Here is a 17,014-nt window from a genome sequence, read left to right as displayed (position 1 = left end):
ATCTCCTGGCGTTCATTCCTTCATGTGTAAGTAGAGACTTACAGGTGAAGGAGTGAGCCGTCAACTGTCATGCGCGGCTGCGCGGAAGCGGGCGGAAGCGGGCGGAAGCGGATTGACAGCGGTTCCCGTCATGCGTAAGCCTTGGCTGACAGGTTTCGGGACCAGCGCGAAGACGGCTGGCAGACCAGCGATAAGGCGGGCCATGGACAGCGAAGAGCTGCTCGCCTTTCTCTCCGCCGTCGGCCACGCCCAGCGGATCCGGATCATCACCGAGCTCGCCCCGGGGCAGCTGTACGTCAGCGAACTGGCGCGGCGGCTCGGTGTCTCCCGGCCCCTGCTCTACATGCACCTCGAACGTCTGGAGAAGGCCGGTCTCGTCGTCGGCCGCCTGGAGCTCTCCGACGACGGCAAGGCGCTCAAGTACTTCGAACTGGCGCCGTTCGACGTGCGCCTGAACGTGGACACGATCCTCGCGGCCGTCCGGGAGGACGCGTCCGACGAGGCCACACAGCACTCACCTGAGGGGTCTTAATGGACGACGTGATCATCCCGGTCGCCTTCTTCCTGATACTCGCCGGCGCGGTGGTGGCGGTCGCCTACTTCCAGTCGCAGCGCAACCGCGAGCGCGACCGCCAGTGGGCCGAGGCGATGGAGCAGTACCGCGAGGTCGTCGAGCGCGCCAGGTCCGAGCAGGAAGCGGCCCGGCTGCAGATCGTGGAGCTCAGCTACCGGCTCAAGAGCGTCGAGGGCCTGCTGCGCAGCGTGGACTGACCCCCGCGCCGCCTCCGTGAGCACCGGCAGGTGCACGGGGGTGCCCTCCGCGGACCGTGCGTGTGTAGCTTGGGCGTCGGTCTGAGACGCTTTTACCGTTCAGCCTGAGCAAAAAGTATTGACACAGCCGGAAGGACGGGCGTGCACATCGTCATCATGGGCTGCGGGAGAGTCGGATCCGCTCTCGCGCAAACCCTGGAACAACAGGGGCACACGGTCGCCGTGATCGACCAGGACCCCACCGCCTTCCGCCGTCTCGGCTCCGGCTTCGGCGGCCGTCGCGTCACCGGCATCGGCTTCGACCAGGACACCCTGCGCGAGGCCGGCATCGAAGAAGCGGGCGCCTTCGCCGCGGTCAGCAGCGGCGACAACTCGAACATCATCGCCGCCCGTGTGGCCCGCGAGATGTTCGGCATCGAGAACGTCGCCGCCCGCATCTACGACCCGCGCCGCGCCGAGGTCTACCAGCGCCTCGGCATCCCCACCGTCGCCACGGTCCGCTGGACCGCCGACCAGATGCTGCGCAGGCTGCTGCCCTCCGGGGCCGAGCCGCTGTGGCGCGACCCCACCGGCGGCGTACAGCTCGCCGAGGTGCACGCGTCCGCGTCCTGGATCGGCCACAAGATCAGCGAACTCCAGGAGGAGACCGGCGTCCGCGTGGCCTTCCTCACCCGGCTGGGCGAGGCGGTCCTGCCGACCTCGCAGACGGTGCTCCAGGAGGGCGACCTGGTGCACGTGATGATGCGCACCGACGAGGTCGAGAAGGTCGAAGCGGCATTCGCCGAAGGCCCCGAGGAAGGCGGTCACTGATGAGGGTCGCCATTGCCGGAGCAGGCGCGGTGGGACGTTCCATCGCCGGTGAGCTCCTGGAGAACGGGCACGAGATTCTGCTCATCGACAAGGCGCCGACCGCCATCTCGGTCGAGCGCGTCCCGCAGGCCGAGTGGCTGCTCGCCGACGCCTGCGAGATCACCTCGCTCGACGAGGCGGCACTCCAGCGCTGCAACGTGGTGATCGCCGCGACCGGCGACGACAAGGTCAACCTCGTCGTGTCGCTGCTCGCGAAGACCGAGTACGGCGTCCCGCGGGTCGTCGCCCGCGTGAACAACCCCAAGAACGAATGGCTCTTCAACGAGTCCTGGGGCGTCGACGTCGCGGTCTCGACCCCGCGCCTGATGTCCGCGCTCGTCGAGGAGGCGGTGAGCGTCGGTGATCTCGTACGCCTGCTGCGCTTCAGCCACGGCGACGCGAACCTCGTCGAGCTGACCCTGCCGCCCGAGTCGGCGCTCGCGGGCACGACGGTCGGCGACGTCCAGTGGCCCCAGGACACCTCGCTGGTGACGATCATCCGCGGCACGCGTGTCCTCGCGCCGACCCCGGACGACTCCCTGGAGGCGGGCGACGAGCTCCTCTTCGTGGCGGCCCAGGCCCGCGAGGAGCAGCTGGAGGATCTGCTGTCGGTGCGGAAGGAAGACGCGGCCAGCTAGCCGGTGGCGAGCCCGCAGCGTTCTACGGAGAGGGGGCGCCCGGAAACTTCCGGGCACCCCCTCTCCGTACAGCAAGCGCTGCTCAGGCCTCGCGGCCGCGCGCGGCGGTCTTGCGCTCTTCCTCGGCCTTCTCGGCGGCCTCCATCTCGGCGAAGACGTCGATCGGCGGCGGCGCCTTCGCCAGGAAGACCCAGGTCAGCCAGACGGCGAGCAGGAAGGGCGGGATCTTCAGGGCGATCAGGACCCAGCCGAACTGCGTCGTGTCCGCCCACCAGTAGAGCGGGAAGAGGATCGCGCACTTCGCGAGCAGGATCAGGCCCCAGGCCCAACTGGCCTTGGTGTACGCCTTCTTGCGGCCCGGGTTGCGGGTGCGCCAGGAGAGGTTCTCCTTGAAGACCGGGCCGAGGATCAGGCCGATCAGCGGGACGCCCGCGATGGCCGTGATGATGTAGGCCAGGGCGAGGCCCAGCGTGTAGAGCATGCCCGGCAGATAGAAGTCCTTGGCGTTGCCGGTCATCATCGCGAAGACGACACCGAAGGCGACCCCGAAGACGCCGCTGAAGGCGTGCTTGACGGTGTCCTTCATGACCAGGCGGACCGCCACGAGCACCAGGGACACCGCGAGGGCCGCGATGGCCGACATGTGCAGATCCTTGTTGATCGTGAAGATCGTCACGAAGAGGAGGCCGGGCAGAACGGTCTCCACCAGACCCCGCACGCCGCCGAAGGCCTCGAAGAGCGCGGCCTCGGTCACGGCCCTGGAATCGTCTTCCTGATCCGTGGTGCCCTGGTCCGTCGGCTTGTCGAGGGACGTCACCGGCTACTCCCGTCCGAGGGGTCTGAGTTCGTATTTCGGGTTGAAGAGCACCCGGCGGCCCCGGCTCATCGAGACCCGGCCGGACGCGATCAGCCTGCGCCCCGGCTCTATCCCCACGATGGAGCGCCTGCCGAGCCACACCACGTCCAGAGCCGCGGAGCCGTCGAACAGCTCCGCCTCCAGGGCGGGTACGCCGGCGCGTGGTCGCAGGGTGACCGTGCGCAAGGTACCAGTAACCGTGACTATCTGGCGGTCGTGGCAGTCTCCGATACGGGTGCATCCAGCCGTCTCGGAGTCCTCGCGCAGCTCCTCCGACTCCAGATCCTCCTGGGAGGAGGACAGCCGGTCGAGCATGCGCCGGAAACGGCCTGCCGGCTTCTCGGAACCAGGAACAGCACTCATACAGGAAGCGTACCGGGGGTCGCCGACAGCGCCGCAATGGGTGCGCTCATCTGTGCTTATGCCCGCTCAGCCCCGCCTTGACCCTTGACTCATCGCTCGAACCTGTAACCCATTCCCGGCTCGGTGATGAAGTGCCGCGGATGGGCGGGGTCCGCCTCCAGCTTGCGGCGCAGCTGCGCCATGTAGACGCGCAGGTAGTTGGTCTCCGTACCGTACGAGGGGCCCCACACCTCCTGGAGCAGCTGCTTCTGGCTGACCAGTCGCCCGGTGTTGCGCACGAGGACTTCCAGGAGGTGCCATTCGGTGGGCGTCAGACGCACGTCGCGTCCGTCGCGGTTGACCTTCTTGGCGGCCAGGTCGACCGTGAAGTCCTCCGTGTCCACCATCACGTCGTCCTCGCCCGCTCCGGTGGGCTCGGCCCTGCGGATGGAGGCCCTCAGGCGGGCCAGGAGCTCGTCCATGCCGAAGGGCTTGGTGACGTAGTCGTCGGCGCCCGCGTCGAGCGCCTCGACCTTCTCGTCCGAGCTGTGCCGCGCGGAGAGCACCAGGATCGGGACGCGCGTCCAGCCGCGCAGGCCCCTGATGACCTCGACCCCGTCCATGTCGGGCAGACCGAGGTCGAGCACGATCACGTCGGGGTGGCGTGCGGCGGCGAGCTGGAGCGCGGTGGCTCCGTCCGGGGCCGCGTCCACGTCGTACTTGCGCGCCTTCAGGTTGATCACGAGGGCGCGTACGATCTGCGGCTCGTCGTCGACCACGAGCACCCGGGTCATGCGTACCTGCCTTTCGGGCTTGTCGGTGGTGGCCGCCTCGGCGGTCATGAGACGACCTGGGCGGAGAGGTCCGGGAGGGGCGGCGGTCCACCCGCCGCCGCCCGCAGGGTGAGGACCATGGTGAGGCCGCCGCCGGGGGTGTCCTCGGCCTCCAGCGTCCCGCCCATGGACTCCACGAAGCCGCGGGCGACCGCGAGGCCCAGGCCCACGCCCGCGCCGCGCGGAGCGTCACCGTAGCGCTGGAAGGGCTCGAAGATGCGGTCCTTGGCGGCATCGGGGACGCCGGGGCCACGGTCCACGACCCGCAGTTCGACGCGGTCGCCGAGCGTGCTCGCGGAGACCAGGACCGGTTCGGCGGCGCGGCTGTACTTGACCGCGTTCTCGACGATGTTGGCGACCGCGCGCTCCAGGAGGCCCTTGTCCACGGAGACCATCGGCAGCGTCTCGGGGATGTCGAGGTCCGCGCTGCCGTCGGGGACGCCGCCGAGCGCCATCGGGACGACCTCGTCGAGGTCGATCGCGCGGATCAGCGGTGTGACGGTGCCGGTCTGCAGGCGGGACATGTCCAGGAGGTTGCCGACCAGGTGGTCCAGGCGGTCGGCGCCGTCCTCGATGCCTTCGAGGAGCTCGGCCTGGTCCTCCTCGGACCAGGCCACGTCGTCGGAGCGCAGGGAGCTGACGGCGGCCTTGATGCCCGCGAGGGGCGTGCGCAGGTCGTGGCTGACGGCGGCGAGCAGCGCGGTGCGGATGCGGTTGCCCTCGGCGAGGGTGCGGGCCTGTTGCGCCTCGTCCCGCAGGCGCTGGCGGTCGAGGACCACGGCGGCCTGCGCGGCGAACGCGGCGAGCACCCTGCGGTCCTCGGCGGGCAGCACCCGGCCGGACAGGGCGAGCGCCATGTGGTCGCCGACCGGCATGTCCACGTCCGCGTCCTCGGGGCGCTCCAGCGTGCGGCCCTCGCCGACCCGGCCCGCGCAGGTCCAGGGGGCGACGTCACTGGCGCGCTCCAGGAGGGCCACCGAGTCCATGCTGAAGGTCTCGCGTACGCGTTCGAGGAGGGCGTCCAGGCTCGTCTCGCCGCGCAGCACGCTGCCGGCGAGGAAGGAGAGTATCTCCGACTCCGCGCGCAGCCTCGCGGCCTGGTGGGTGCGGCGGGCGGCGAGGTCCACGACGGAGGCGACGGAGATCGCGACGCCCACGAAGACGATGATCGCGACGATGTTCTTGGAGTCGGAGATCGTCCAGAGGTGCAGCGGTGGCGTGAAGTAGTAGTTCAGGAGCAGCGAGCCGAACGCCGCCGAGGCCAGGGCCGGCAGCAGACCGCCGAGCAGTGCGGCGGCGACGGTGAGGGTCAGGAACAGGAGCATGTCGTTGGCGAGCCCCAGGTCCGCGTCGACATGGGTGAGGAGCAGCGTCAGGAGCGCCGGGCCGCCCACGCCCACCAGCCAGCCCCAGATGCTCCGGGACCGGCCGAGCCGTGCCCCGCGCGCCACGGGCAGGCCGCGGCCCTTGGCGACCTCGTCGTGCGTGACGATGTGGACGTCCAGGTCGGGGCCCGATTCGCGGGCCACCGTCGCGCCGACGCCGGGTCCGAAGATGTACTGCCAGGTCTTGCGGCGCGAGGAGCCGAGGACGATCTGGGTGGCGTTGACGCCGCGGGCGAAGTCGAGCAGCGCGGCCGGTATGTCGTCGCCGATGACGTGGTGGAAGGTGCCGCCCAGGTCCTCCACCAGGGTGCGCTGCACCGCGAGCTCCTTGGGCGAGGCCGCGGTCAGGCCGTCGCTGCGGGCGATGTAGACGGCGAGGATCTCGCTGCCGGAGCCCTTGGCGGCCATCCGCGACGCGCGGCGGATCAGGGTGCGGCCCTCGGGGCCGCCGGTGAGTCCGACGGCTATGCGCTCGCGGGCCTGCCAGGTGGAGCGGATGTCGTGCTCGCCGCGGTACTGCTGGAGGTACTCGTCGACCCGGTCGGCGACCCAGAGGAGCGCGAGCTCGCGCAGGGCGGTGAGGTTGCCGGGCCGGAAGTAGTTGGACAGGGCCGCGTCGACCCGGTCGGGCTTGTAGATGTTGCCGTGCGCCATGCGGCGGCGCAGCGCTTGTGGCGACATGTCGACGAGCTCGATCTGGTCCGCGCGTCGCACCATTTCGTCCGGCACGGTCTCGCGCTGGCGTACGCCGGTGATCGACTCGACGACGTCGCCGAGGGACTCCAGGTGCTGGATGTTCACGGTCGAGACGACGTCGATGCCCGCGGTGAGGAGTTCCTCGACGTCCTGCCAGCGCTTGGCGTTGCGCGAGCCGGGGACGTTCGTGTGCGCCAGTTCGTCCACCAGGGCGACGGCGGGCGCGCGCCGCAGGACGGCGTCGACGTCCATCTCGGTGAAGAGGGTGCCGCGGTGGTCGAGTTCCCTGCGGGGCACCTGCTCCAGGCCGTGCAGCATCACCTCGGTGCGCGGCCTGTCGTGGTGCTCCACGAAGGCCACCACGCAGTCGGTGCCGCGCTCGATGCGGCGGTGCGCCTCGGACAGCATCGCGTACGTCTTGCCGACGCCCGGTGCCGAACCGAGGTATATCCGAAGCTTGCCGCGTGCCATGGCCCCATTGTCTTCCCGAAACTGCTGTGTACGCAGAGTCGACCTTACGGCCAACATTTGCCGCGAACCGGACGAAGGTGCGCCCGCGGGCGCACCTTGACACAACCCTGATGTGGTGGGCCACGGGCATCGATGCGGCGGGGGCCGTGATCAGGGCCCGACGATCTCGCCGTCGCGCAGTTCCAGGACCCGGTCGGCGAGGTCGAGCAGCGCCGCGTCGTGCGTGGCGACCAGGGCGGTGACGCCCTCGCCGCGGACGACGGCACGCAGCAGCTCCATCACGGCATGACCGGTCTCGGCGTCCAGCTGCCCGGTGGGTTCGTCGGCGATGAGCAGGGCGGGCTTGTTGGCGAGCGCGCGGGCGATCGCCACGCGCTGCTGCTGCCCTCCGGAGAGCTCGCCCGGCCGCTGCTCGGCGTGGTCGGACAGGCCGACGAGGGCGAGCAGCAGCGCGACGCGCTCCTCGCGCGCGTGAGGGTCGGTCTTTCGGAGCCGCAGGGGTACGCCCACGTTCTCGGCGGCGGTGAGGATCGGGATGAGCCCGAAGGACTGGAAGATGAAGCCGACGCGGTCGCGGCGCAGCTCCAGGAGGCCGTCCTCGCCGAGTCCCGCGAGTTCGAGCCCTTCTACGGTGATCTTGCCCGCGTCCGGGGTGTCGAGCCCGCCGACGAGGTTGAGCAGGGTGGTCTTGCCGGACCCCGACCGGCCCTTCAGGGCGACCAGTTCGCCGCGCGGGACAGCGAAGGAGACGCCGCGCAGGGCGTGCACGGCGGACGCGCCGCTGCCGTACGTCCGGTGCAGGTCCTCGACGACGATCGCGCCCTCGGTCATGCCCACTCCCCCCGTGCGGCTCTGTGGGGCCGGGCGCCAGTATGGGCACGGCGCGCCCGGCCCAACAAGGTTGGTGTCAGCGCGGGTTGTCCGCGTGGGTCAGGGTCTCCCAGGCGACGAACAGGTTGTTGGAACCTGCCGGACGGTTGCGTTCGGTGAGCTTCTGGGTGTTGGTCATGGCGTGGCCGAGACGGTTGTGGAGCGCGTTGTAGCCGACCTCGGTGACGGGCCCGAAGCCCCGGTGGACCGATCCGCCGCAGAGCGAGCTCGGCGGGGCCTCACCCAGTTCGTACTTGGCGTGGAAGCCGAGGCCCTGGCGCAGCCGCTCGCCGACGTCCGTCTTGTAGAGGTCCTCGCCCTGGATGCGGCTGGTCTCGGCGACATGGGAGATCGCGGAGAGCCCGTACCCGGTGTGGGTGAAGTCGCGGCACGTCTCCTGCGAGAGCCCGGTGGTGAAGGTGCCCTGTCCCTGCCAGTACTTGACGATCTTGGCGCGGGTGTCCAGGTTCTGGCTGGGCACGGTCTTGGGCAGGTCGCCGTCGGAGGCGAGATAGACGTACGCGGCGGTACGCGTGCGGAACTTCGCCATGGCCTTGTCGTAGGACCCCTTGTCCTCGATGAAGACGGAGATGCCGATGGCGGCCTCCATCATCGAAAGCTCCCAGTTGCCGTTGGAGTGGGAGCCGTTGATGATCTCGGGCAGGTAGACGGTGCGCAGCATCGTCGCGAAGCGGCCCGAGTTGCTCCAGCCGCCGGTGTACGTGTGCTTGATGATCTCGGCGGCCCTGGGCCAGGTCGATCCCGCCCAGCCGGTCTGCAGCGGGGCGTTGCTGTTGGTGTGGTCCTTGATCGTGCCGGACCAGGCGTCCATCAGCTCGATGGACTTCTTGGCGTAGCGGTCGTCACGGGTGATGTACCAGGCGAGGGCGGTGGTGTACGCGGCTATGGCGTCCTCGCGCTCGTCGGTGCACCCGTAGTTGGGGTTCGAGTAGGAGCCGCACTCGACGACCGCGCGGGGCTTCGGTGCGCGCGACAGGGAGGCGTACTTGCTGCCCATCATCTGGTCGTAGGCGCCCTTCCAGGGCTGGGCGCCGGCGTTGACCTTCTCCCTGGTGAAGTCCAGCTGGCCGCGGGAGACGGTGACTCCGGGGTGCGCGAAGGTGCTGGGCGCCGCGTCGGCGCGCTCGGCGCCGGGCCAGGCCAGGACGGCGGCGACCAGCGCGGTCACCACGGTGGCGAGGGTAGCGAGGACCGGCGTGCGGGGTCTGCGGTGGTGGCGCACGGATGTGGGGGTGTGAGCCATGCGAAGGCCATCCATTCTTGTATGTGAACTTCAAGTGCCTTTCTGAACACGCGTGTTGGGCCGTGACCATAGGTACAGACCTGAGGTCCGTCAAGGCTTCAGGAGGTGGGCGCGGACGAATCCGGCCCTTCACCCCAGACTCCGATGTGATCCGGCTCCTCCGTGAGCCGTACGCGACCGCGCAGCCCATAGCGCTCCACGTAGTCGCGCGGCAGCTGCAACCGCCCAGCCCGGTCCAGAACCGTGAACTCCTCGCCCGCACCGCCCCGTTCACGCAGCGTCTCCGTGGCCGTGCGGCCGTCCCGGATGCGCACGGTGCGGCGGACCTGACCGGAGACCAGCGGATCGTGCGTGACCACCAGGACGGTCGCCCCCAGTTCCTCGTTCGCGCGCCGGAGGGCGGCGAACACCTCCTCGCCACTGGCCGTGTCCAGCTCTCCGGTGGGTTCGTCGGCGAGCAGCACCCGCGGGGCGTTGGCGGTGGCGACCGCCACGGCGACGCGCTGCTGTTCACCGCCGGAGAGCTCGGCGGGCCGCCTCGCGCCGCAGTACGCGACTCCGAGTACGTCGAGCAGTTCGGCGGCCCGCGCCGCGCGTTGGCGTCGGGGCACGCGCGCGTACCTCATCGGCAGCGCGACGTTCTCCAGGGCGGTGAGGTACGGCAGCAGATTGCGCCCGGTCTGCTGCCACACGAAGCCGACGGTGTTCCTGCGGTAGCCCAGGCGTTCGCGGCGCCCCATGGAGAGCAGGTCGTGCCCGGCGACCCTGGCCCGGCCGGCGGTCGGCAGATCGAGCCCGGAGAGGATCGACAGGAGGGTGGACTTGCCGGACCCGGACGCGCCCACGAGTGCCACGCACTCCCCCTCACCGACCACCAGGTCGAGTCCCTGAAGGGCCTGTACCTCCACCTTCTCGGTGCGGTAGACGCGTACGAGGTTGTCGCACACGACAAGGCCCTCGTCCCGCGCGGGGCGGCGCGCGGCGTTCGCGCGGGCCTCCAGATCGGCCAGCTCAGTCATCGTTCCTCCCCAGTCGCAGCACTGCTCCCAGTCCCCTTCGCCGCCCCAGCCAGGTCTCCAGACCCACCGCCACGGCCACCAGGGCGACGGTCCCGGCGGCAAGCACCGCGGTGAACAGGGCGTCGGTCCGCAGGGCGGGTGCGGTGGGACCGCCGGTGAACACCCGCAGGTCGAGGGCGGGGCCTAGCAGTCCGGGCAGGGTCAGACCGAGCGCGAGGCCCCCGGCAACGGCCGCGAGCACCATGGGCAGCAGCTGGAGCAGATGCAGCCCGGCGGTGGCGCGGCCGCCGAGCCCCAGCGTGCGCAGCCGGGCGGCCGTGTCGCCGCGGGCGGGCGCGGACAGCAGGAGTTCGAGGACCAGGGCGAGCAGCGCGAGGAAGACGGCCACGGCGGTGCAGGCGGTGTGCGCGACGGTCATGGCCGCGATCAGACCGTCCTCCTCGGCCTCGGACTGCTCCTCGGCGCGAATCCGCAGCTCCCCGGTGGCGGCGCCGGGCGCGGTGCGCGGGACGACCGAGCGCAGCTCACCGGCGTCCAGACGCGGGCCGTACAGGAGCAGGGCGGACTCCTCGAACTCGCTCGCCCCGAAGGCCTTGAGGTCCCTGTTGTCGGCGAGCAGGAGGTGGTCCCTCGCCTCGGTGGAGGAGCGTACGGGGCCCAGGGCGGGGTCGCGTCGCACGGCCTCGGGGAGGGTGCCCACGACGCGCAGGCGGTGCTCCTTGCCGTGCACGGTGATGGTCAGCAGGTCCCCCGCGTCGGCGGCGTCGGCGAGCACCCGGATGTCACGCCCGGCGCCCTTGGCCCCGCCCCCGCTCAGACCGGCGTCCCGCAGCGCGCGAGCCGCCGCCGAACCTCCCGCGGCGGACCGCAGTTCCGTGCCGTCGACGCCCACCAGGCTCGCGATTCCGTACCGCCCGCCGTCCTCGGCGCTCACCGGGTCGACCCGCAGTTGCCGCACCGCCACCGTCTCCCGCACGCCACGCGCGCGTGCCAGGCGCTTCGCGGTGTCGGGGTCGCGCCCCGCTCCCAGGAAGGAGGCATCGGCGCCCACCCGCCAGGCTGCGGTGTCCCGGCGCCCCTCCGTGAGCGTCTGCGCGACCAGGCCGCCGAACACGGCGCCGGCCAGCGTCACCACCAGGACGAGCAGCGCGAGCGCCCGCGCGGGGGCCTCCTTCGCGGCGCCGCGAAGCGCTACGAGAGCCACGGTTCCGCGTCCACGGGCGGCCCGGCGGGCGACGAGGCGTACCGGCCACGGGTAGAGGCGCACCAGGACCACGACCGTGGCGAGCCCCAGGAGTACGGGGACGGCGGCGAGCAGGGGGTCGCCGCTGGCCCCGCCCTCCGTCCCGCGCGCCCGCAGCGCGAGGACGCCCGCGACGGCGACGGCCACCACACTCACCTCGGCGACGACGCGGCGCCCGCCGCTCGCCCCCTTGCCCCGCAGCAGGGCGCGGTCGCGGACGGCCCACCAGGTGAGCAGCGGCTGCACCAGCCACGCGCCCAGGGCGACGAGCAGTCCCCGCCCGTACGCCGCCGACGACCCCGGCAGCAGCGAGGCAGCCGCGCACCCGCCCACGAACCCCAGCAGCACGGCCGGCGCGGTCACCGCTCCGCGCCCCAGGGCGATCCCCGGGGCCGACGCGCCACGCGCGCGTCGCAGCCGATGGGCGTCGAGGCGACGGCGTACGGAGAGCAGCGCGCCGACGACCACGGTGGCGAGGCCCACCGCCGTCACCGAGGCGAGCGCGAAGGAGATCACGACACTGCCCTGCCGCCACTGCTCCTGGAACTCCTCCAGGGCGTCCGGCAGTTCGGTGGCGGTCTCCGTCTCGGCGGCCGGGTGGGCACCGAAGGCGCAGTACATGCCGCCGCCGACCGCCCCCACCTCACACGTGCCCTGCCGTACGGATTCCGGGTAGCGGAGCATGTGGCGCTCGAAGTCGCGCTGCCCCTGGTCGCCGACGTAGCGCGCGGCGTTCTCGCCGGGGTCCAGGCGCATGCCCCACACCACGGTGAGGTCGGCCTCCGCCTGGCTCTGCAGTACTTCCACGCCCTGGGGCGCGAGCAGGGCGCCCGCGTAGCGCACCGCCCCGCCCCGCGGTTCCTGTCCCGGACGCGCGAGGAGGGGGTGCTCGCGCCAGAGCCGCCGCTCGCCCTCGGCGGCGTAGAACCCGACGACCCGTGCCGGGGCGTCCGCGATCTCCAACGCGCCGGGGCCGAGCCGTAGTTCCTGCCCGAGCCGCAGCTTCAGGGCGTCGCGGGTACGGGTGGAGACGGCGATCTCCACGACGCGTCCCCTCGCGGCGGGGGGCCGGCCGGCTGCGTACGCGGAGCGGGGCGGGGCGTCGCTCGCGTACACGAGGGACAGCGTGGTGCCGTCGCGCGTGCGTACGCCGGGCAGGGCGATGCGGGTGGAATCGCGCCGGAGTTCTCCGCGGAGGGCGGCGGGGGTGGCGTTCTCGACGATCTCCGAGAACCGCCGCAGATCGGCGTCCAGGGTGCTGTCCGCGCCGGGCCGCTTCTCCTCGGGCCCGAACCGCATCCGGTGGGTGATTCCCGGGGCGTCCCGCTGCACCTGCTCGAGCCGGTGCCCCAGCGCCTGCCCCGAAGCCACGTCCAACAACCCCGGCCCACCGGCAGCGACACCACAGAGCACCAGAACAACGAGGGCGAGGCCCCCCAACTCCCCCCACACCCAATCCCTACGCCGCATCGCCCCTCCCCGAACAAGCGCTCCCACCCACCAACGCTCTCCCACCCACCCACCCGATCACCCCGCACCAGCGTGCGGGACTGTTCGGGTTTGTGTCGGTGCGATCCCGTCCCAGGCCCCAGGCCCCGGCCCCGCCCACGCCCCCAGCCCCGCCCCGGACAGACCAATCCCGCCCCCACCCCCCGTCCGCAGTCCCCCTCACCCGTCCTCACCCGCCCGTAGCACCCGCCCCAGGTCCACCCGGCCGAGGACCCGTACCACCCCGCTCACCACCCCGCAGATCACCAGCGTCACGCCGGCCGCCACCAGCCAGACCCGCATCCACGGCACCTCGGTGAGCAGTGCGGGGAAGACCGGGGCGCCGGTCGCGTCGACCGTGACCACCGGCATGATCACCGTGGCGAGGCCCGCTCCCAGGAGGGTGCCGAGGAGGGCTGCCATGCCCGCCAGCGTCAGCTGTTCCGTCCACAGGTACGCGGCGAGTTGGCCCCTGCGTACCCCCAGGGCCCGCAGCAGCGCGAACTCCCGTTCTCTGGCCCGCGCCGCGAGCACCGTGTGCAGCGTGAAGGCGATGACGGCGAAGGCCGGTGCGAGGGCGAGGCAGAGCCAGAGGCCGCCACGGGCCCCCCGTCGCAACGGGTCCTCGCCGAGGGCCACGCGCGCGTGCGGCACGTCCACGGCGCTTCCGAGCCGAGGGCTGTCCCGCACCGCCTTCCACGCGGCGCGCGCCTCACCCCGTACCGCCCCCGCCCACCAGGCGCTCTCCGCCCCCGGCAACGCCCCGCTCAGCGCCAACTGGGCCGCCATCGCACGCGAATCGGCCAGGAGACGGGGTCGGTCGCGCGCCTCGCCCGGCACCGCCTCGATCCGTCCGACGATCTTCAGCCGGACACTGCCACCCGTACCGCGCCGCACCGTCACGACGTCCCCGACCCGCACCGCCCCGGAGTCCAGCAGCGCACGATCGGCGAGAGCGGACGCCGCGGGGCGCCCCTTGGCGCTGTCCGTGCCGAGCCGGACGCTCCACGTCGGGTACTTGAGCCGCGTGTCCGGCCCCCGAAGCACCGCGTCGAGCAGGACACCGGCCCCAGGCCTGTCACCGCACAGCACCGGGCCCGGAGCCTCCCCCACCTCCCCGCGCGGCCGCTCGGCCTGGGGGCACCCCGCCCCGTACCGGTCCGGCGCGTCCTCGCGCAGGTCACGCCAGTCGGCCTTCCGGGTGAGCCCCGGCACGCGGTCGATCCGCAGACGGTAGGTGCGCCGTACCGTCTCGTCCGCCATGCTCAGGTCGATCTGCAGGATGCGCAGACCACCGCTTCGTACGGGCACCTTCAAAGGAAGAGTCCGAGGGCCGCCTTCTTTAAGAAGGAGGGCACTTGAGTGGACGAGACCGTCGTCGTCCTCGAAGTAGACCGTCAGCCGCACCGGCACGGTGCGACCGGGCCCATCGGCCGACAACCTCACCCGCAGCGGGAGTTCACGTACGGGGCGAGTACCGCCGACGCCGTCGACACCGCCAACAACCAGCCCGTGCGCCGGAATCCCCCTCCCCAGCGGCGCCACAAGCTCCCCCACGGGCCGCCCCGCAAGATCCCCCCGCAGCGAAGGCACCGGCCCACGCCCCGTGTTGACGCCCGTGACGGCCACCGCGTCCTGCCCGATGTATCCCTCCGTGGTCACCACGGGAGTGACCGCCTCGACCCCGGGCAACGCACCGTACGTCGCACGCCGCTCCCCGGCGGGCACCCCCTCCCCCGGTTCGATCCGCAGGTCGGCGCCCACCTGGAAAGCGGCCTGGTCGTGGTCCCCCCGGTCGAGTATGGCGAGGGCGGTACTGCTCAGCGCCGCCACGGCCAGGGCCAGCGTGACCACCAGGGCGGGGCCCGCGTGCCGCGCCGCCCGCCGCGCGATCTGCCACCCGCCGAGCGGCAGCACGAGCCCTTTGCCGCGCCGGGCGAGGGGGCCGACGGCCCGCGTCAGGAAGGGCAGCAGGCGCAGCACGAGCAGGGCGGCCGCGGTGGTCATCACCACCGGAGCGAAGACGAGCACCGGGTCGACACCGTCACCGGTCACGGGAGAGCGGTACTGCCGCAGCTGCAGCCACCCCAGGACAGCCACCGCCCCAAGGACCACATCGGCCCCCACCCGCTGCGCCCCCGCGAACCTCCCCACCCGCAGGCGAAGCCGGCTCACCGCCTGCCGGTCCCGCACCAACCGCAGCGTCGGCAGCAGCACCGCACACCCGTGCACCACGACGGCGAAGGCGGCACCCACCCACGCGGCACCGATCACGGCGGCGTCCGGCACCCCGCCGTGCAGCACCCCCGCCCCTTCGAGGAGCCGCAGCAGCGGGCCCGCGAGGAAGGGCGCGGCCACCCCCGCCGGCAGGGCCACCACCGCCCACTGCACCCCGGTCGACACCATCAGCCGCCGCGTCCCGGCACCCCGCGCGGCCAGCAACGCCAGCTCCGCGCGCCGGTGTTCGGCGAGTTGCCGCCCGGTGAGCACCAGGGCCGCGACCGCGAGGGCGGCGAGCAGCGTGGCGGGTACGTAGAGCCCCGCGCGGGCCACGGCAATGGGCGTGGTGAGCCGGTCGAGCGCCCTGCGCAGCCCTGCCGAGACCGTCAGCTCCGCCGCGGGGTCCGAGCCCCGCAGCACCGAGAGCGAGGCATCGCTGCCGCCGAACCGCCGGGCCCGCTCGGCCAGCGGCCCGATGTCGCCGAGCCGCAGCCCCCGCGCGTCGGGCACGCCCAGCCACACCGCGCCCGCGTCCTTCGCGAGCCCGGGCCGCGCCGTGAACGCGCCGCGGGGCACGAGCGCGAGGGAGTCGGGCGTCCCGAACGTACTGCTGAGCCCCGCCCAGACCGCGGGCGCGCGCCCCTCGGTCCCGTAGAGCCCGACGACCCGCATCCGCACCAGGCGCCCACCGGCGCCGCGCACGTTCACCGAATCGCCCGTGCGGACCGCGAGTTCCGCGGCGAACGTCCTGGTCAGCACGGTCTCCACGGGCGCGTCGGCCGAGCCGCCGGCGCCCGCGCGCGGCCACCGGCCCGCCACGAGAGCGGCGTGCGATCTGGCCCCTTGGAGCGCGATCACGGACATGGTGACGTCCTCGCGGCGCCGGCCACCGGCCTCGGTCACGGAGAGCTCGTCGTTGCGCGCCGCCGGTGCCCGCAGCGCGAGCCGGGTCCGATGGGGCACCTCGCCGTAGGTGCGGCCGACCGCGGCGCGTACGTCCGCGTCCAGCCGCCGCACGCTGTCGGCGTCGTAGCGCCCGGCGACCTCGACGGCGGCTTCCCGGTCCGCGGCGAGACGCTGCCGCACCCCGCCCTCGACGGCCTTCTCGGTCAGCGCGGCAAGGGCGGCGAGCACCGTGGCCGCCAGCAGGACGGCAAGCCCGGCCGCCCCGAGCACCATCCCGTGGTACCGGCCGCTCCGCACCACGGCGGGCACGCGCCGTCCGCTCACCGCACCGGTCTCCCCCCGCGTGACCGGCACAGTATGGACGTACGCGATTGTGGCCCGCAATGCTTCGGTCGCCGGGATCACCGGGACCGAACCACCGCGAGCCACAAGGGAGTTGAGGAGCAGGAGGCTCCTCTTCTACGGATTCTACGGAGATCAGCCCCTCCCGCCGACAAGCTCCTTCAGCGCCACATTGAGCTGGAGGACATTGACGCGGGGCTCGCCCATGAAGCCGAGGATCCGCCCGTCGGTGTGCTCGTCGACCAGCTTCTCGACCGCGCCCACGGCGAGGCCGTTCCTCTCGGCCACTCGGTGGGCCTGAAGTTCCGCGTACTCCGGGGAGATGTGGGGGTCCAGGCCCGAGCCGGACGAGGTGACGGCCTCGGCCGGCACGTCCGAGGGCCGCACCTTGAAGCCGGCCGTGGAGTTTTCCTTGACCACGGCCGCCTTGGCCGCCTTGACGTCCGCGATCAGGTCCTTGTTGTCACCGGCCAGGTTCGTCGCCCCCGACAGGATCAGGTCGTACTGGGTGTTCACGCCCGCGTCCTGGTTGGAGCCGAGACCGTTGGACGGGCGGGGCTGGAACCACTTCAGGTCGGGCGCGGCGGTCTCCTGGCCCTTCTTCAGCGGCAAGTCGTAGCGCTGCCCGATGAGTTCGGAGCCGACGACCTCGCCCCCGCTCCTGATCTCGGAACCGTTGGCCTTGTCGTGGAACAGGCCCTGGGCGATTCCGGTGACGGCGAGCGGATAGATGACACCGCAGATCACGGTCAGCACGAGCAGCGCGCGCAGACCCGCGCCCAGCAGCCGTGCGGTACTTCCGACGGAGTTGTTCATGACGA

14 protein-coding genes are annotated in these 17,014 nt (G+C 72.1%); 4 read left to right on the top strand and 10 right to left on the bottom strand.

The genetic code is table 11. The features are described from left to right. Nucleotides 1–202 precede the first annotated feature (202 nt). The 4 genes from ACWFRU_RS08745 (at nucleotide 203) to ACWFRU_RS08730 (ending at nucleotide 2,258) form a co-directional block, all read left to right on the top strand. Nucleotides 203–532 carry an ArsR/SmtB family transcription factor gene (locus ACWFRU_RS08745; protein WP_453685403.1) on the top strand — a complete coding sequence of 110 codons (330 nt, stop codon included), beginning with the start codon at nucleotides 203–205 and terminating at the stop codon, nucleotides 530–532. Beyond that, a complete protein-coding gene (locus ACWFRU_RS08740; protein ID WP_453685402.1) occupies nucleotides 532–771 on the top strand; it encodes a hypothetical protein in 240 nt (79 codons plus the stop codon). Before ACWFRU_RS08745 ends, ACWFRU_RS08740 begins: the two co-directional genes overlap by 1 nt. 141 nt (nucleotides 772–912) lie before the next feature. Continuing rightward, nucleotides 913–1,581 carry a potassium channel family protein gene (locus tag ACWFRU_RS08735; RefSeq protein ID WP_160507676.1) on the top strand — a complete coding sequence of 223 codons (669 nt, stop codon included), beginning with the start codon at nucleotides 913–915 and terminating at the stop codon, nucleotides 1,579–1,581. Then, the gene (locus tag ACWFRU_RS08730) at nucleotides 1,581–2,258 is read left to right on the top strand and encodes a potassium channel family protein (RefSeq protein ID WP_363209917.1); all 678 of its coding nucleotides are present in this window, start codon (nucleotides 1,581–1,583) and stop codon (nucleotides 2,256–2,258) included. Before ACWFRU_RS08735 ends, ACWFRU_RS08730 begins: the two co-directional genes overlap by 1 nt. Nucleotides 2,259–2,340: 82 nt before the next feature. Here ACWFRU_RS08730 and ACWFRU_RS08725 read toward each other — a convergent pair whose 3' ends face one another. The 10 genes from ACWFRU_RS08725 to ACWFRU_RS08680 all read right to left on the bottom strand — a co-directional run bounded on the left by ACWFRU_RS08725 (nucleotide 2,341) and on the right by ACWFRU_RS08680 (nucleotide 17,009). Next, nucleotides 2,341–3,075 carry a DUF3159 domain-containing protein gene (locus ACWFRU_RS08725; RefSeq protein WP_453685401.1) on the bottom strand — a complete coding sequence of 245 codons (735 nt, stop codon included), beginning with the start codon at nucleotides 3,073–3,075 and terminating at the stop codon, nucleotides 2,341–2,343. 3 nt (nucleotides 3,076–3,078) lie between these two features. Further along, the gene (locus tag ACWFRU_RS08720; protein WP_453685400.1) at nucleotides 3,079–3,477 is read right to left on the bottom strand and encodes an OB-fold nucleic acid binding domain-containing protein; all 399 of its coding nucleotides are present in this window, start codon (nucleotides 3,475–3,477) and stop codon (nucleotides 3,079–3,081) included. A gap of 89 nt (nucleotides 3,478–3,566) precedes the next feature. Then, nucleotides 3,567–4,250, bottom strand: a complete 684-nt coding sequence (locus tag ACWFRU_RS08715; protein WP_249592796.1) for a response regulator — start codon at nucleotides 4,248–4,250, stop codon at nucleotides 3,567–3,569. A 44-nt stretch (nucleotides 4,251–4,294) separates the two neighbouring features. Then, nucleotides 4,295–6,841, bottom strand: coding sequence for an ATP-binding protein (locus ACWFRU_RS08710; protein WP_453685399.1), 2,547 nt, complete (start codon nucleotides 6,839–6,841; stop codon nucleotides 4,295–4,297). Nucleotides 6,842–6,991: 150 nt separating this feature from the next. Continuing rightward, the gene (locus ACWFRU_RS08705) at nucleotides 6,992–7,672 is read right to left on the bottom strand and encodes an ABC transporter ATP-binding protein (protein WP_453685398.1); all 681 of its coding nucleotides are present in this window, start codon (nucleotides 7,670–7,672) and stop codon (nucleotides 6,992–6,994) included. 76 nt (nucleotides 7,673–7,748) lie between these two features. Beyond that, nucleotides 7,749–8,975 (bottom strand): alginate lyase family protein, encoded by a 1,227-nt coding sequence (locus ACWFRU_RS08700; RefSeq protein ID WP_453685397.1) that lies wholly within the window; start codon nucleotides 8,973–8,975, stop codon nucleotides 7,749–7,751. Between the two features lie 98 nt (nucleotides 8,976–9,073). Then, nucleotides 9,074–9,994 carry an ABC transporter ATP-binding protein gene (locus ACWFRU_RS08695; protein WP_453685396.1) on the bottom strand — a complete coding sequence of 307 codons (921 nt, stop codon included), beginning with the start codon at nucleotides 9,992–9,994 and terminating at the stop codon, nucleotides 9,074–9,076. Continuing rightward, nucleotides 9,987–12,608: a hypothetical protein gene (locus ACWFRU_RS08690; protein WP_453685395.1), complete on the bottom strand. Its 2,622-nt coding sequence runs from the start codon at nucleotides 12,606–12,608 to the stop codon at nucleotides 9,987–9,989. The genes ACWFRU_RS08695 and ACWFRU_RS08690 overlap by 8 nt, the downstream gene beginning before the upstream one ends. 297 nt (nucleotides 12,609–12,905) lie before the next feature. Next, the gene (locus tag ACWFRU_RS08685) at nucleotides 12,906–16,175 is read right to left on the bottom strand and encodes an FtsX-like permease family protein (RefSeq protein WP_453685394.1); all 3,270 of its coding nucleotides are present in this window, start codon (nucleotides 16,173–16,175) and stop codon (nucleotides 12,906–12,908) included. 153 nt (nucleotides 16,176–16,328) lie between these two features. Beyond that, nucleotides 16,329–17,009: a potassium-transporting ATPase subunit C gene (locus ACWFRU_RS08680; RefSeq protein ID WP_453685393.1), complete on the bottom strand. Its 681-nt coding sequence runs from the start codon at nucleotides 17,007–17,009 to the stop codon at nucleotides 16,329–16,331. Nucleotides 17,010–17,014 lie beyond the last annotated feature (5 nt).

It is taken from the genome of Streptomyces sp. NPDC055099 (genome assembly GCF_053607685.1).
This window is presented reverse-complemented; position numbering and strand designations above follow the sequence as displayed.

Excerpts from the sequence above, each read along its gene's own strand:
- ACWFRU_RS08680 (WP_453685393.1), bottom strand. The coding sequence starts at position 17,009 with ATGAACAACTCCGTCGGAAGTACCGCACGGCTGCTGGGCGCGGGTCTG.
- ACWFRU_RS08745 (WP_453685403.1), top strand. The coding sequence starts at position 203 with ATGGACAGCGAAGAGCTGCTCGCCTTTCTCTCCGCCGTCGGCCACGCC.
- ACWFRU_RS08710 (WP_453685399.1), bottom strand. The coding sequence starts at position 6,841 with ATGGCACGCGGCAAGCTTCGGATATACCTCGGTTCGGCACCGGGCGTC.
- ACWFRU_RS08700 (WP_453685397.1), bottom strand. The coding sequence starts at position 8,975 with ATGGCTCACACCCCCACATCCGTGCGCCACCACCGCAGACCCCGCACG.
- ACWFRU_RS08730 (WP_363209917.1), top strand. The coding sequence starts at position 1,581 with ATGAGGGTCGCCATTGCCGGAGCAGGCGCGGTGGGACGTTCCATCGCC.
- ACWFRU_RS08720 (WP_453685400.1), bottom strand. The coding sequence starts at position 3,477 with ATGAGTGCTGTTCCTGGTTCCGAGAAGCCGGCAGGCCGTTTCCGGCGC.
- ACWFRU_RS08715 (WP_249592796.1), bottom strand. The coding sequence starts at position 4,250 with ATGACCCGGGTGCTCGTGGTCGACGACGAGCCGCAGATCGTACGCGCC.
- ACWFRU_RS08695 (WP_453685396.1), bottom strand. The coding sequence starts at position 9,994 with ATGACTGAGCTGGCCGATCTGGAGGCCCGCGCGAACGCCGCGCGCCGC.
- ACWFRU_RS08740 (WP_453685402.1), top strand. The coding sequence starts at position 532 with ATGGACGACGTGATCATCCCGGTCGCCTTCTTCCTGATACTCGCCGGC.
- ACWFRU_RS08705 (WP_453685398.1), bottom strand. The coding sequence starts at position 7,672 with ATGACCGAGGGCGCGATCGTCGTCGAGGACCTGCACCGGACGTACGGC.